The organism is Enterobacter sp. V87_3, assembly GCF_029967835.1.
GTDB classification, from domain to species: domain Bacteria; phylum Pseudomonadota; class Gammaproteobacteria; order Enterobacterales; family Enterobacteriaceae; genus Enterobacter; species Enterobacter cancerogenus.
This window is the reverse complement of record NZ_JASCAM010000011.1, coordinates 146579-162063: the sequence shown is the minus strand read 5'-3', so window position 1 is coordinate 162063 and position 15485 is coordinate 146579. Positions and strand designations below refer to the sequence as shown.

Sequence of the window (15485 nt, the reverse complement as noted above, 5' to 3'; positions counted from 1 at the left end):
TCCTCTGAATAATCCTTAACAATTGTTTAGGCGTTATTAGGGCAAACATTTCATAACCCTCCGCGGATCACTTAGAATAGTGTGCTTAATCATTTTATACGAACCAGGAACCACGCCATGAGCAAGTCAGAAAACCTCTACAGTGCAGCCCGCGAGCTTATTCCAGGCGGCGTGAACTCGCCGGTTCGCGCCTTTACCGGCGTAGGTGGAACGCCGCTGTTTATTGAACGCGCTGACGGCGCGTACCTGTTTGATGTCGATGGCAAAGCCTATATCGATTATGTCGGTTCCTGGGGTCCGATGGTGCTGGGGCATAACCACCCGGCTATCCGTAACGCGGTGATTGAAGCGGCCCAGCGCGGTCTGAGCTTCGGCGCGCCAACCGAGATGGAAGTCAAAATGGCGGCGCTGGTGACCGAACTGGTGCCGACGATGGACATGGTGCGCATGGTGAACTCGGGCACGGAAGCGACCATGAGCGCGATCCGTCTGGCGCGCGGGTTTACCGGCCGCGACAAGATCATCAAATTTGAAGGCTGCTACCACGGCCACGCGGACTGCCTGCTGGTGAAAGCCGGCTCCGGCGCGCTGACCCTCGGCCAGCCAAACTCTCCGGGCGTACCTGCGGACTTCGCTAAGCACACCCTGACCTGCACCTATAACGATCTCAACACCGTTCGCGAAGCGTTCGAGCAGTATCCACAGGAGATCGCCTGCATTATCGTTGAACCGGTCGCGGGCAACATGAACTGTATTCCGCCTCAGCCCGAGTTCCTGCCGGGCCTGCGCGCCCTGTGCGACGAATTTGGCGCGCTGCTGATTATCGATGAAGTGATGACCGGCTTCCGCGTGGCGCTGGCGGGCGCGCAGTCTTACTACGACGTCGTCCCGGATCTGACCTGCCTTGGCAAAATCATCGGCGGCGGTATGCCGGTAGGTGCGTTTGGCGGGCGCAAAGAGGTGATGGAAGCGCTCGCGCCAACCGGCCCGGTGTACCAGGCGGGAACGCTCTCCGGTAACCCGATTGCCATGGCGGCGGGCTTTGCCTGTCTGACCGAGGTCGCGCAGCCGGGTATTCATAACACCCTCACCGACCTGACCACCCAGCTTGCCGACGGCCTGCTGGAGGCGGCTGAAGAAGCGGGTATTCCGCTGGTGGTGAACCACGTTGGCGGCATGTTCGGGATCTTCTTCACCGAGGCGAAAACCGTGACCTGCTATCAGGACGTGGTGAAGTGCGACGTGGAACGCTTCAAGCGCTTCTTCCACCTGATGCTGGAAGAAGGCGTGTATCTGGCACCGTCAGCGTTTGAGGCGGGCTTTATGTCCGTGGCGCACAGCAAAGACGATATCAATAAGACCATCGACGCAGCGCGTAAGGTGTTTGCGAAGCTGTAATGATGTGCGGCCTGATGCCCTCACCCCGGCCCTCTCCCACAGGGAGAGGGAGAAGGTAGGTAAACACCCTCTCCCGCAGGGAGAGGGTGAAATACATCCTACCGACTCTGCTTTCTCAGCAGATAAATAAAGTACGGCGCACCGATAAAGGTCGACAGCAGCCCGGCTGGGATCTGATACGGGAACAGCACCATTCTTCCGCACCAGTCAGCAAAGACCAGCATCACGCCGCCCGTCAGGGCAGACATGACGATGTGTGGCATCGTCCGGCGGAACCCCATCATTCTGGCGATATGCGGCGCCATTAACCCCACAAAGCTCAGCGGGCCGATGGTCATGGTCGCCGTGGCCGTCAGACATGCCGCCAGCAGCAGCAGTCCCACCCGCGTTGGCGTCAGCGCCATCCCCACCGCACGCGCGGTTTCACCGCCAAGCGGCAGGATAGTCATCCAGCGTCGACACAGCGGCACAATGGCCAACAGCACGATCATCACGATCCCGGTGTGAATCACCTGGCTGCCGGTGGCTCCATAGGTAGAGCCGGCGATCCAGGTCAGGATCTGCGCCATACGTGGATCACCGCTGGCCTGTAACATCATCAGCAGCATCGTAAACGCCGTACTGAGCGCCATCCCGGCCAGCAGCATACGGTGCGGGGAGAAGCCGCCGCGACCGGAGGCAATCAAAATGATCAGCAGCGTCACCGCCGCGCCGATACTCCCGGCAGGCATCAGCCAGCCAAAGGCATCTCCCGGCACGAGGAACAGCATTAGCACCACACCGAACGCAGCGCCGGAGCTGATCCCCAGCACTTCCGGGCTGGCCATCGGGTTACCGGTCAGACGCTGAATAATACAGCCCGCAACCGCCAGCATCACACCCGCAATCAGCGCGGAGAAGATCCGCGGCCAGCGCCATTGCAACAGTTCGTGGAGCAGGTCGCCCGTCGCCCAGTGCCAGCCTGTCGCATCACGTCCCAGAGAAAGCGCCGCGAAGGCGGCGATAATCAGCACCGCCAGCCCGGCCAGGCTAAACCACAGCACCGACTGCCGCTCTGCATGTATTTTATCCCCGGCATCCATGGCCGGTGCGCTGATGCTGCGCAGGCGTGGCAGCAGCCACAGCAGCAGCGGCGCGCCGATCAGCGCCGTCACCGAACCGGTCGAGACTTCCATCCACACGCGCGCCAGCCAGAGGATAAGCTGATCGGAAAGCCAGAGGATCAGCGCTCCGATGAGCGGGGCCAGCATCAGGCGCGCCAGCAGACGGCGCGCACCGAGCATTTTCGCCAGCAGCGGTGCAAATAGCCCGATAAAGCCGATGATGCCCACCGCGTTTACCAGCAGCGCACTGAGCACAATCGCCAGGGTCAGCGCGGCCAGACGCGCCAGCGACAGCGCCAGCCCGAGATTACGCGCGACGCCATCCTCTAGCCCCATCAGCGTCAGCGGGCGTAACAGCAGCAGCGTCAACACCACGCCGCCGATCAGCTGCGGCCACAGACGCTGCACCACGCTCCAGTCGGTTTGCGTGAGCGTGCCGGTACTCCACAGGAACATGCTTTGCAGCTGATCGTGATGGAACAGCACCAGCAGCTGGTTAATCGCCCCGCAGTAGAGGCTCACTACCAGACCGGCCAGAATCAAGGTGACCGGCGAGAGACGTTTACCCCAGGCGACGCCGAACACCAGCGCGCCGACCACACATGCTCCGGCAAGCGCGGCAAACTGCGTGGTTAACGCCCCAGGCAGCGCCCAAAGCGTCGTGATGGTGATCCCAAGCTGCGCGCCCGTCGCGACGCCGAGCGTCGTCGGTTCTGCCAGCGGGTTACGCAGCACCTGCTGGAACAAGACGCCGACAAGCCCCAGCCCGGCCCCCACCAGCAGCGAAATCGCCAGGCGCGGCAGCAGGCTGTAGTGAAACAGCATCTGTTGAATGTTATCGATATCCGGCGCGGCGAGGGCTGCGCCCCACTGGCTGCGGGGCAAAGCCGTCGACAGATTGAACCCGGTCAACGCCAGCGCTGCGATAAAAATCAGCGTCAGCAGCAGGGCCGGAAAACGTGCAATACGTGTACTCATGCTCTGCCTCCCAGCGCCGTGTCCAGCACGCGGGCAAAATGCATGGCCGACAGCGTTGCACCGTAGAACCACACCGCTGGCGCACGCAGGAAACGCTGGGCGCGCACAAACGGCATCGCCTGCCACAGCGGGGTAGTCATCAGGGTTTGCATCTCGCGCTCGTTGCCGTGGTCGAAGCACAGAACGTCAACATCACGAAACGCCGCCAGACGGTCGATACCCACGGTGGTGCTGCCCCAGAAGGTCATCTCCCCTTCCCAGGCATTGCGGATCCCAAAGCTGTCGAGCACTTCCTGGAACAGGCAGTTTTTACCAAAGACCAGCATATGACGGGCGTCCAGCAGCGTGACCATCAGCAAAGGCCGATCGCCACGGTGGGCAAAGCGCGGTTTGAGGGAGTCAATCAGGGCATCGAATTCGTCAAGATGGCGTTTCGCCGCCGCTTCGCGGTTCAGGAACTGCGCCATCTCGTTAATGGAATTTTTCGCCATTGTCAGCGGTTTTTTCCCGTCGCTAAAGGAAAAACCCCGGCCCGGCGCGATACGCGCCAGCGTCTCTTCCGACGGCCCATATCCCGCTGACCAGAACAGATATGATGGTTTCATCTGCGTGAGCAGTTCAAGATTCGGTTCGGTGCGCAGACCGATGTCGATCACCGAATCGGGTAATTTTGGCTCGTTCACCCACAGGGTATAGTTCGGAATATCGGCCACACCGTAGGGCGTGATGCCCAGCGCCAGCATCAACTCGACAGGCAGCCACTCCAGGGCAACGATGCGGTGCGGATCGATCGCAGCCGCCTGAGCCCTGTTCATGTTGAACAGCAGGGGTGAGAGCGCCATCGCCGTTAACAGACGGCGGCGGCTAAGTGAGATGGGATCCTGCATCAGTAGACGAAGCTCACCGGTGCGGCCCCGGCAGGGTGAGGTAAAATACCCATTGGAATACCGTAAATGTGCTCCAGAGTGTCGCTGCGCATCAGTTCAGAAGGTGTGCCCTGGGCAATCATCTCTCCGCCACGCAGCGCCACCAGATAGTCGCAGTAGCGCGCGGCCATATTAATATCATGCAGCACCGCGATCACCGTCAGGCCACGCTGCTGGCTTAAGCGATGCACCAGCGCAAGCACGTCAACCTGGTGGGCGATATCCAGCGCCGAGGTCGGTTCATCAAGCAGCAGGCAGCGGCTGTCCTGCGCCACCAGCATCGCAATCCACGCCCGCTGACGTTCGCCGCCGGACAGGCTATCCACCAGACGGTGCGCCAGCGGCTTTAAGCCTACCAGCGCAATCGCCTCGTCCACTTTCTCTCTGTCGGCGACACCAAAACGTCCGAGCGCACCGTGCCACGGATAACGCCCAATCGCCACCAGCTCGCGCACCGTCATCCCTTCTGCCTGCGGTAACTGCTGCGGCAGATACGCCACCTTGCGGGCAAAAGCTTTACTGCTCCAGCTCTCCAGCGGTTGACCGTCCAGCAGGATCTCGCCTTCCGACGGCGGTTGATGACGCCCCAGCATTTTGAGCAACGTTGATTTGCCTGAGCCGTTATGACCAATCAGGCCCGTCACTTTTCCGGCAGGGAACGTCAAAGAGAGCGGATGCAGTAGCGTGCGCCCGGGTACGCGAAAGGAGAGGTTGTTGAGAGCAAAGGTGGTGTCGGAGCGCGTTTTATTGTCCTGCATGTCAGCCAACTTTAATAAAAAGGGCACGGAAAACCGTGCCCGAAGAGAGATTAGAAGCGGAAGGTCGCAGTCGCGACAACCTGACGTTCAGCACCCCAGAAGCAACCGTAGGTGTTAAAGCAGCTGGCAACGTATTCACGATCGAACAGGTTGTTCACGTGCAGCGCCACGTTGGAACCCGCCAGGCCAACACGGGCCAGATCGTAACGGACCAGCGCATCCACCACGGTGTAGCTGCCCACGGTGAAGCTGTTCGCCGGGTCACCTTTGCTGGAGCCTGTGTAACGTACGCCGGTTCCCAGGGTCAGGCCGGACAGCGCGCCGTCAAACAGGGTGTAATCGCCCCATACGGACGCCATGTGTTTTGGCACCTGAGCCGGCGTGTTGCCTTTGTAATTGGTGTCGGTGGTGTATTCAGCGTCGGTGTAGGTGTAAGAACCGACAACGTTCACGCTGGCAGACAACGCCGCTTTCGCTTCAAGCTCGACGCCGCGAGCACGGATCTCGCCGCCTTCTACGGAGAAAATGCCCCCCGCCGGATCGGCCATCAGGTTGTTAGATTTGGTAAGCTGGTACAGCGCACCGGTCACGACGACAGGACGATCGCTTGGCACATATTTCACGCCCGCTTCGTACTGTTTGCCTTTAGACGGTGCAAAGATCTTACCGCCCTCACCTGCCTGAGAAGAAGGTTCAAAGGATTCGCTATAGCTGAAGTAAGGCGTTACCCCGTTATCGAACAGGTAGTTAACACCGCCACGCCAGGTAAACTCTTTGTCATTACGGGAATCCGTCGTGCCGGCAACGCGATTCAGGGAATCCTGTTTCGCCCAGTCATAACGTCCGCCCAGCGTCACCAGAACTTTATCCCACTCGATCTGATCCTGTGCGTATACCCCGGTCTGCTTCTGCTTGTTCAGCACCTGATAAGCCCCGGATGGGCCAGGGTGCGAACCGAAATCGAAGTCGCCGCGATCCAGATTGTAGATATCCGAAGGCGCAACGGAGCCGGCGTAACCGAACCAGGAGTCGATATCATTACGCATACGCATGAAATCAACGCCGGTCAGCAGGGTATGATCGACGGCACCCGTCGCGAACTTGCTCTGCAGTTGGGTATCGACAGTGAAGTTTTCCAGCTTCTCATTATCAATGACGTACTGACGCGTCAGCGTATGACCCCACTGGGACTGTGGAACGCTCGCACACGGGCTGGTTGCCGGATTGCTTGAATAGAGAGGATCGGAGCACATACCGTAGCCATACACGCTGTTCTGCGAGGTTTTATTCTGCGCATAACGCAGGTTCTGACGCACGGTAAAGGTGTCGTTGAAGGCGTGATCGAAGCTATATCCCACCATTTTCTGGTTACGGGAATAGGTGTTGTTCTTCGCACCTTCGTTGAAATTGGTCGGCAGACGGCTGCCGTTTGGCAGCGGATCAACCGTGCCCTCTTTTGGCAACCAGCCGTAGTAGCCCGTTTCCGGCTCGTTCTGGAAGTATGAGAGGAAAGTGAAGGTGGTTTTATCGTCCGGACGCCAGGAGAACGCTGGCGCGATGGCGTAACGCTGCTCACCTTTATCATCCTGCTGCGCATTGTTGGAACGCGCCACGCCGGTCAGACGGTAAGAGTAAACGCCGTCGTCATCGATCGCATCGCTGAAGTCGAAGCCGGTCTGGAACAGGTTGTCGGTGCCCATTTTGAACTGGATTTCGCGCAGCTGCTCCGTGGTTGGGCGCTTGCTTACCATGTTCAGCAGGCCGCCAGGGCTGCTTTTTCCGTACAGAACGGAAACCGGACCGCGCATGATTTCTGCGCGCTCCAGCATATAAGGGTCGATCACCGCGTCGTTATAGAAGTTGCCCTGCATCTTCAGGCCATCCAGATAGTTGTTCTGGCTTTGGCCGTCGGCAGCGAAACCACGGATGATCAGATAGTCATAGGTATTGGATGCACCACGCGTGCCCACCGCAACGCCCGGGGTATAGCTGAGGGCTTCTTTCACGGATTTAGGCTGATGCAGCGCCATCTCTTCTGCAGTGACCACTGAAATGGACTGCGGAACTTTTTGAATAGGGGTATCCGTTTTGGTCCCGGTGGCGGATTGTCTTGCGGCAATCGTCGCAGCAGGGCCCCAGGCACTCTCCTGTGCAGCCGGCGCGGCAGTAACGGTAATGGTATCTTCTTTTTTCGGGGTTTCAGCCGCCTGTGCATATGCAGACATGCCGGTAACCGCTGTGGCGACAACAACTGCGATTTTACGCAGCGTCGTGTTAATTGGCTGAGCAGTATTGGAAAGCGCCATGATGGTTCTCTGATGAAAGAGTGAATGATAACGTAAACGAGAATTATTATTATGACCGCAGAATAATATGCGAAACGCTGGCGGCATAGCAAGCAGTAAGCGGCCCTACGAGAATTAAGGGTTTAAGAAATAACCAGATGAAAAGAGAGGGTTAATGAGGTTAGAAAATTGATCGCACTTAACCCGCTGGCGCGGGTGTGGTGCATTTATCGGTAGAACACATCAAATGTGGCTACGGCATCGACTTTGCCAGGTCTCACGTCACCCGTTTTGATGTACCGCGCTTTCAGTGGGATATCCACGGCCTCTTTATCGCCCGTGCTGGTGGTGGCGGTGTAGTCCTGGTCGAACGTCAGCGGTGTATTGTTCTTATCCAGAATCTGGATACCTATCCCCGAGGCGGCCTGGGCGCTATCCGCAATATTCAGGGTGTGACCATTGGTTACCCCGGTAGAACCGCTACTGGTGAACCGGAAGTCCACACGGGTATCCGCCGAGCACTCGGTCAGGGAGATTTTGAAACGCTCATCAGTGAGAATGTCGGAATAGTTATTATCAAAATCCCCGGCATTTACCGTTTTCAGTGGAACATAGATATTTTTATCCACCAGATTGCAGGTATGCGATGCCGTTACGATTTGCACACTGCCGGGGGAGATTAGCATCTGTGCTACCACGTCCTGTCCCCACTTCTCTTCTGCTGTCAGCCTGGACGTATCCAGATACCCCTCTTTCACCTCTCCCGTGACGACCAACTGAAGCGCGCCATGGAAGGTGGTATCGATGATGCTCCATCCGCTGCCACCGTAACTGACAAAATGCATCGGCGTAATAATGTCTGAAGAGGTAAAGGTCGCGGTGCTGTCCCGGGCTTGTGCCATACGGATGCCGATACCCGGAACGTTAGTCTGGTAAACGCCCTCAATAACCCCGTTGCGCGCATCGCTGTCGGTTAACGCAACGTAGCCTTTGTATTTATTGCCGGTGTTTTGGCACTCCATCTCAACCCGACCGCTTTCAATACTGTCTTCATAGATAATGGAACCCACCGGGAGATCGGGGTCCACTCGGATAATGGCCGGAAGTTGAAAATTGAGTACCCCATTATCCAGCTGGTTGCCGACACAGGTTGTGTTGGCATACGCAGGCGACAACGCCCCCGCAGCAGCCAGCAACCCTATGCTCATCAGCGCACGCCTGAGTGTTAAATCATTGCCCATCGTTCCCCACCTAACGGCAATGCACCGTTGATTTTAAAATGTTTGCCGCGCGCTCAGCAGGCACGGTCAACGTCCCTTTGCACTGCTGTCCGGCGTCCTCTCCCCACTGCACGCTTAACGCGACAGTCCCCTGCAGGCCGGTTAGCCAGACTTCCCCGTCATCACCGACAATCGCGGAGGTGTTATCCAGCGTGACGATGGCCCCAAACGGCACGGGTTTACCGAGATAGAGCAGCGTAACCAGCGCGCGCTGGCCTGCACGCGCATCAAAATTCGCCATCATGGCCGCCCCTTTGGTTGGCACCACATCCTGTGTCGCGAGCTCGATATCCAGATCGTCACGATCCTCTGTGTTTACGGTGATGCCATTATGGCGATAGGCCGTCAGCGTCGGGACAATCGCATTGCCAAAAGCGTCGGTATAAATCCCGCGCACGTTCTGGACTTTCACGTTGCTGCCTTCTTTGATATGGACGATGGCAAAGGCGTCGCGCACAGACTGCCCGAGCGTCACCCCGTGTTCATGGGCCACCAGCGAGCCTTTCGCGTTGTAATTCCACTGCCTGTTGCTGCCGCCGTAGCTGTAACCCAGCCCGACCTCGCCAGCCGATCCTCTGTAGCGCCCTGAAAGACTGGCACCGTATCCGGCATTGTTGCTGGTATAGCTCTGCTGAAGGTTGTAGCTGAGCTTATTATCCTCCAGCGCCGTTCCGCCAATACCGGCCTGATGAGAGGTATACCCGCCGCTGGCGGTCGTCATGCTGTAGCTTGCCCATGAATTTGGCAGCCAGCGTGAGAAAGGGATGTTGACCATCAGCGCCAGCTGCCTGTCGTTGTCGGCATCCGGGGTGCGGGTCAGGTTGTAGCTGACAGACCAGGTTATATCGCGCCAGCTTGAGCTAAACCCGGCGCTCACGCTGCGTTCGCTGCCGCTCATATCCCAGTAGTTTTGCTGATAAGCGTTAACATAGGTGGAGCCCCAGTCCCCCAGTCGCTGAGAGAGGTTAACCTGCATGCGGCTGCGACGGTTATTTACCCGTCGGTAGGTGTAGATCCCGTCGTCAATGTTGCTGTCGCGTTGGTCGATAGCCTCCTGAAAGGTATAAAACCCGGCGGTGGAATAGCGATAGCTCGCCAGGGTGACCGTGGTGTCCGTATCAGGATTGTCTTTCGAATACTGCGCGCGCCATGACAAGCCGCTGGCGGGATCGCGGCCATCGTCAAACAGGGTATGGGCGGCGGTCACGTCAACCGATGCCGAGCCGAAACGCCCCAAATCCGCGCCGACCCCGGCCAGAAACGCATGATAAAGGGATGCTCCCAGCGCACCGGAGTAGACCGTCACGCCGTAAGGCAGGCCATAAATCGCCGTTCCTTGCGCAAAAGCAGGTTCTTCCTCCCCTTCATTACCGCGAAACGTTCCTGCTGCGAGGGAATATTTAAACGCCCCTTCCCGCTGAAGAATGGGTACCGAGGCGCTGGCCTGAATAAAGCTGTGTTCACTGCCATCCGCTTCTTCTACGGTGACTTCGAGATCGGCACCGGAGGTCACCTGACTTAAGTCATGAATTTCAAACGGACCGGGGGCGACGTTGGTCTGGTAGAGGGTATAGCCATTTTGTTTGATGGTGACCTTCGCATCGCTATTGGCAATACCGCGAACCACAGGCGCAAACCCCTGCTGACTGGTTGGCAACATGGAGATATCGGTTTCAAGCTTTACGCCCGTCATCTGAACGCTATCAAATAACTCGCCGCTGGTGGCAGTCTGGCCAATCTCCAGCTGGCTTCGTAAGGCTTTAATGTCGCGTTGCAGGCTGGTACTGATGGCATCCCAGCCGGCGGTGTCGCTCCAGGTGCTGTTATTACGCAGTCGCCACGCGCCGAGGTTAATGCCCGAATCCAGACCCAGCCAGGTGGAGGTATTTTTACCGGAATCTGATTCCTGCTGCGAGCCACTGACCTGGTAGCTGGCCCAGGCGGCCGATGCTCCGTCGTCCCAGTATTTTGGGTTTATCGTCCCTGACGCCGTTTGGTCGCGGTAAATCTGCGGGATCGCCAGACTCAGGGTTTGATCGTCCTGATTAAAGTCGTACTGCGCCCCTTCAATGAAATGCGAGATATCCTCTACCCGGGCGCTATCAGCCAGATCTTTCATGTCCGGCAGGGTATCTACCTTGAGGCCAAAATCACGGAGGTCGGCCTTGGTCAGTTCGGGCAGCAGCCTTTGCTTGTCGTCTGACAGTATAAAGGACACGGTCCGTTTATCGATGATGTCCCGCCCCCACATAATGGTCACGGGGTAGCTTCCGGCCAGTAAGCTGTTATTCCCGATGAAATTTTTAAGGGTAGCGGTATTTTCCAGCGGAGTGTCCAGCTCAAGGATGCGCAGGTTGAATTCGTCGTCCGCATTTGCAGGCTGGAATAACGCCAGCATGGCTAACGCGACCCCCTTCAGGATCGGCCTGTAATTTGAGAACGAAGACATACGCTACCAACATGATGTGTTATAGGGCCTGCTGCTTCTGCGGCGTTTGTGCACCATGGTCGTTAATGGCTGTCCATGTAACGGCACCCTTTGCGCCTGCGGGCAAGGTGAAAGTCTGTTCGCTGTAAGGCGCAACCATCATCGCCACCGCACCGGGGGTGGATTTGGTTTCAATAACGGGCACGGCTTTGCCCCCGACGGCCAGTTCGCCAAAGGAGACATAGAAAGGCGTAGGGTTTTTCGCAATAAGCTGCGTCCCCTGGCGGCGGAAAGCGATCTTTTCCCATGCCTGAAGCGCATCAGCTTCTTTTAACTGCGACGGTCGCCAGAACAGCTTAAGCCGCGTCTTCATGGCAAACTGCAATGTATTTTTATCTTTCAATTCTGGCGCAAGCGCCGAAACGGACTTAACGTTCGCCACAAAGAATGTTTCCCGGTCGTTGGGAAGCGCATTTTTATCGCCCGTATAAATAATATGTAAAAGCGTCTGGCGGTTTTCCTGCAATTTGTAAACCGGAGGGGTAACAACAAATGGCGCTTTGGTATCGTCTGGATTACTAACCCAACTCTGCACTAAATAACGCGTATGCGGATCTTTATTTTTTAACGCAATCTGCACTTCAGATTTATTCGATGGATAAATAACGCGGGTGCCACCTAATACAATACTGGCCTGTGCTGAACAGCAACCAATGACTATGCATCCGCATAATACTTTTAATAACGCTTTCATAATATTTAAATCCGAAAGGGGCAGCGATTTAACACTGCCCCGAAAAGAGTTAGCGATACATCACTTCAAATGTTGCGGAAGCCGAGTAGTGGCCTGCGGTTGGCACAGTATCACCGACCTGGATGACATTCGCGGTATAGTTAAAAACAGAGGCAGCCGTGCCCTCAGGGTCGTTCGTGACATCCGTTGTGCCGTCAGGAACAGAACCGTTAAACAGCACATCGCTTTTACCACCGTTATTATTGGTGACGGTAATCCCTACATGGGTCGCATTACCGGCACCCGTCAGATCGTTTTGCAGACGTTTATACGCCGCATCCGTCGTGGTACCGCTAAATTTCAGGTTCAGTTTAGAGACCAGGGGATCACAGCCTGACACTGAAATTTTGAAATTTTTCGAGGTGCCCACTTTGCCATCTGAGCCATAGTCAGACGGATACGTGTCTGCAAAGGTAACGGTTGATACCGTTGAGTTGGAATCATCAACGTTAACGACACAGGTATCAGCAACAATTTTACCGGCGAAATTCACGGTACCGGAATCACTCGCCAACGCAGGCAGTGATGATACAACCAAAATACTGGCCGCGAAAAAAGAGTACACAATTTTATTTTTCATCGAATATTCCTTATATGAGATAAAAAGATGATTCCATTCCTGACAAAACAAATGAGTAGAGACGAATGAAAGGTAAATATTCTGACCCACTCAATGAATAACATTTCAAACTGAACAAGATTAAATCAGAATCGCCTCAAGTGCGTCTACCGGGTAAAACCGCCTCCCTCACCCTATTCTTATTAACTCACTGATTTGTCTGAAAGAAAGCAATCGTTATTATTTCTAAAAGAAATATTCATTATTTTTAAATGAAGTGAGATCTTATCGAATAAAGTAAGCGGCTCTGTTACCAAAAAAAAGCCGCTTCGTCAGGAAGCGGCTTTTTATCATGGGGAAAATCAGTTTCCGCCAAACATGTCCTTGATCCAGCCTGCGACGCCGTCGCTGTCTTTCTTCTCATTCTGCTGCTGCGGCTGTTGCTGCGGCTGTTGAGGTTGAGAAGACTGATCGAACGGGTTGCCCGTCGGCTGTTCCGGCTGGCTCTGCTGGCACAGGGAATCCGGATTCGTCGTCCAGACCGGCAGCATGCGCACGCCGCCGCCACAGATGAAGTTACCCGCGTCATCCACGCCCATATCGACGATATCTTCCGGTGCCACCAGGTTCAGCGGGACCGGGGACTGATTGGCAAGATAACGCTGGTAAATCGACATCGCGCCGCTCGCACCATACAGTTTGGTCGGCTGGTTGTTATCGCGGCCTACCCAGGTGATCACCACTTCACGACCATCGATACCGGCGAACCAGGTATCAACGTTGTTGTTGGTGGTCCCGGTTTTACCCGCCAGATGCAGGCCTGGATACTTCGCCCCCAGCTGACGCCCGGTGCCACGTTGTACAACCTGCTGCATGGTCCACAGGGTCATATAGGCCGCCTGGGCCGGAACCGCGCGTTCTGCCTGCGGGAAGCTCTGATACAGCACTGAACCGTCTTCGGCAATGACCGAACGCAGGGCTGACAATGGCGCACGGTTACCGCCGCTGGCGATCGTCTGGAACGCCTGCGCGACTTCAATTGGCGTCAGGTTCAGCGCCCCGAGGATCATCGCCGGTACCGGATGCAGCTGATCTTTCGGCACGCCCAGCTTCTGCCAGGTATCGGTGATCGCCGGCAGACCCAGTGCCATACCGAGGTTAACCGTTGGCACGTTCATGGAGCGCGTCAGCGCATCCACCAGCATAACCTGGCCGCTGAACTGTCTGTCATCGTTCTGCGGGGACCATACCTGGCCGTTAGGCTGGCGCAGGGAAATTGGCGCATCGGCAATCCAGGTGTTCAGGCGGTACTGGTTCGGCTGGCTCAGCGCGGTGAGATAGGTCGCCGGTTTTGCCAGAGAACCAATCGAACGACGCGCCTGCATTGCACGGTTGTAGCCCGCGAACTGCGGCTCAGCACCGCCCACCATGGCGCGCACTTCACCGGTGTTACGGTCAACCACCACCATCGCCGTTTCAAGATCGCTCAGCTTGCGCTGTTTCTTCAGCACCGGAATGCCTTCAACGGCCGCCTTTTCTGCCGCATCCTGCGCGACGGAATCGAAGGTGGTGAAGATTTTCACGCCGGAGAGATCTTTCACCTTGTCACCGAGCTTGCTCTGAAGCTCCTGACGCACCATTTGCATAAACGCAGGCTGCGGAGAGATCACCCCACCACGCGGCTGCACGCCCAGCGGACGCGCGCTCAGCATGTCGTAAAGCTCCTGGTCAATGACCTGCTGCTGTTGCAGCAGACGCAGCACCAGGTTACGACGCTCCAGCGCCAGTTTCGGGTTGCGCCACGGGTTATAGATGGACGCCCCTTTCACCATGCCCACCAGCAGCGCCTGCTGGTCAAGGCTCAGCTCTTCCACCGGGCGGCCAAAGTAGTACAGGCTCGCCAGCGGGAAGCCGCGAATTTCGTTATCGCCGCTCTGGCCGAGATAGACCTCGTTCATATACAACTCAAGGATGCGATCCTTGCTGTAGCGCGCGTCCATCAGCACTGCCATGTACGCTTCGTTGGCCTTACGCCAGTAGGAGCGTTCGCTGGAGAGGAACAGGTTCTTCACCAGCTGCTGGGTCAGGGTACTCGCCCCCTGCACCGTGCGCCCTGCCGTCAGGTTCGCCAGCACCGCACGACCGATGGAGTAAAGGCTGATACCGTCGTGCTCGTAGAAGTGACGGTCTTCGGTTGCCAGCAGGGTATCCACCAGCAGGTCCGGGAAGCCGTTACGCGCCACGAACAGGCGTTGCTCGCCGTTCGCCGACGACAGCATGGTGATCAAACGCGGATCGAGACGGAAGAAACCGAACTGACGGTTGTTATCCATGTTCTCGATGGTTTCAAGACGATCGCCGTCAAAGGTCAGACGCGCGCGCACCTGCCCCTCTTTGCTGTCCGGGAAGTCGAACGGACGGCGGATCATCTCAATGCTTTTCGCCTGTACAGTAAACTCGCCAGGACGCGTCATCTTCGTCACCTGACGATACTGCGTCGCCTGCAGCAGCTTGACCATCTCGTTCTTGCTGATGGACATATCCGGCTCGAGGTTGACCATACGGCCATACACCGCCGCGGGTAACTGCCAGACTTTGCCATCGATTCGGCTGCGGATCTTCTGATCCAGATACACGCCGTAAATCGCAATCAGCACGACAAAAACAATGAACAGCTTCAGCAGCAGCCAGAACCAGCCGCGCTTACCACGAGGCCTGCGTCCTTTGCCCTTTCCTTTGCGTGGCATGGATCCTTTATCCTCATAATCGTCTTCATAGTCATCGTCATACTCCTCATCTCTGAGTCGACGACGGCTCACTTTTTCTTTCGCCGGACGCGTGGGTTTTCCCTTACGTCCTATTGGCTCGCGGTCATTCCCCGCCATGCTTTTTCTCCGCAACATTCAGGCGCAAAGGCCAGATTCTCTTGTCTTCCACATCAGCGTGATAGAAGAAATCTCTCAAATTTATGTCTTTT

Annotated in this window: 10 protein-coding genes; 1 reads left to right on the top strand and 9 read right to left on the bottom strand. The window is 56.7% G+C overall.

Annotation, left to right across the window (positions count from 1 at the left end; translation table 11 throughout):
• The first annotated feature begins 117 nt into the window (after positions 1–117).
• Positions 118–1398, top strand: coding sequence for a glutamate-1-semialdehyde 2,1-aminomutase (gene hemL / locus QLG21_RS03925; protein ID WP_282483921.1), 1281 nt, complete (start codon positions 118–120; stop codon positions 1396–1398).
• Between the two features lie 98 nt (positions 1399–1496).
• Here hemL and fhuB read toward each other — a convergent pair whose 3' ends face one another.
• From fhuB to mrcB, 9 genes are all read right to left on the bottom strand, one after another.
• Positions 1497–3479 (bottom strand): Fe(3+)-hydroxamate ABC transporter permease FhuB, encoded by a 1983-nt coding sequence (gene fhuB / locus QLG21_RS03920; RefSeq protein ID WP_282483920.1) that lies wholly within the window; start codon positions 3477–3479, stop codon positions 1497–1499.
• Complete coding sequence (fhuD, locus tag QLG21_RS03915; RefSeq protein WP_282483919.1) at positions 3476–4366, bottom strand: Fe(3+)-hydroxamate ABC transporter substrate-binding protein FhuD; 891 nt, start codon at positions 4364–4366, stop codon at positions 3476–3478. Before fhuD ends, fhuB begins: the two co-directional genes overlap by 4 nt.
• Positions 4366–5163, bottom strand: a complete 798-nt coding sequence (gene fhuC / locus QLG21_RS03910) for a Fe3+-hydroxamate ABC transporter ATP-binding protein FhuC (protein ID WP_006173646.1) — start codon at positions 5161–5163, stop codon at positions 4366–4368. Before fhuC ends, fhuD begins: the two co-directional genes overlap by 1 nt.
• A gap of 50 nt (positions 5164–5213) precedes the next feature.
• Positions 5214–7469, bottom strand: coding sequence for a ferrichrome porin FhuA (fhuA, locus tag QLG21_RS03905; RefSeq protein ID WP_282483918.1), 2256 nt, complete (start codon positions 7467–7469; stop codon positions 5214–5216).
• 206 nt (positions 7470–7675) lie between these two features.
• The gene (locus QLG21_RS03900; protein WP_282483917.1) at positions 7676–8656 is read right to left on the bottom strand and encodes a fimbrial protein; all 981 of its coding nucleotides are present in this window, start codon (positions 8654–8656) and stop codon (positions 7676–7678) included.
• 43 nt (positions 8657–8699) lie between these two features.
• Positions 8700–11177, bottom strand: coding sequence for a fimbria/pilus outer membrane usher protein (locus QLG21_RS03895; RefSeq protein WP_282483916.1), 2478 nt, complete (start codon positions 11175–11177; stop codon positions 8700–8702).
• Positions 11178–11196: 19 nt separating this feature from the next.
• Positions 11197–11910: a molecular chaperone gene (locus QLG21_RS03890; RefSeq protein WP_137272821.1), complete on the bottom strand. Its 714-nt coding sequence runs from the start codon at positions 11908–11910 to the stop codon at positions 11197–11199.
• 49 nt (positions 11911–11959) lie between these two features.
• Positions 11960–12529 carry a fimbrial protein gene (locus QLG21_RS03885; RefSeq protein ID WP_282483915.1) on the bottom strand — a complete coding sequence of 190 codons (570 nt, stop codon included), beginning with the start codon at positions 12527–12529 and terminating at the stop codon, positions 11960–11962.
• A 341-nt stretch (positions 12530–12870) separates the two neighbouring features.
• Complete coding sequence (gene mrcB / locus QLG21_RS03880) at positions 12871–15393, bottom strand: bifunctional glycosyl transferase/transpeptidase (protein WP_042319225.1); 2523 nt, start codon at positions 15391–15393, stop codon at positions 12871–12873.
• Positions 15394–15485: the final 92 nt, after the last annotated feature.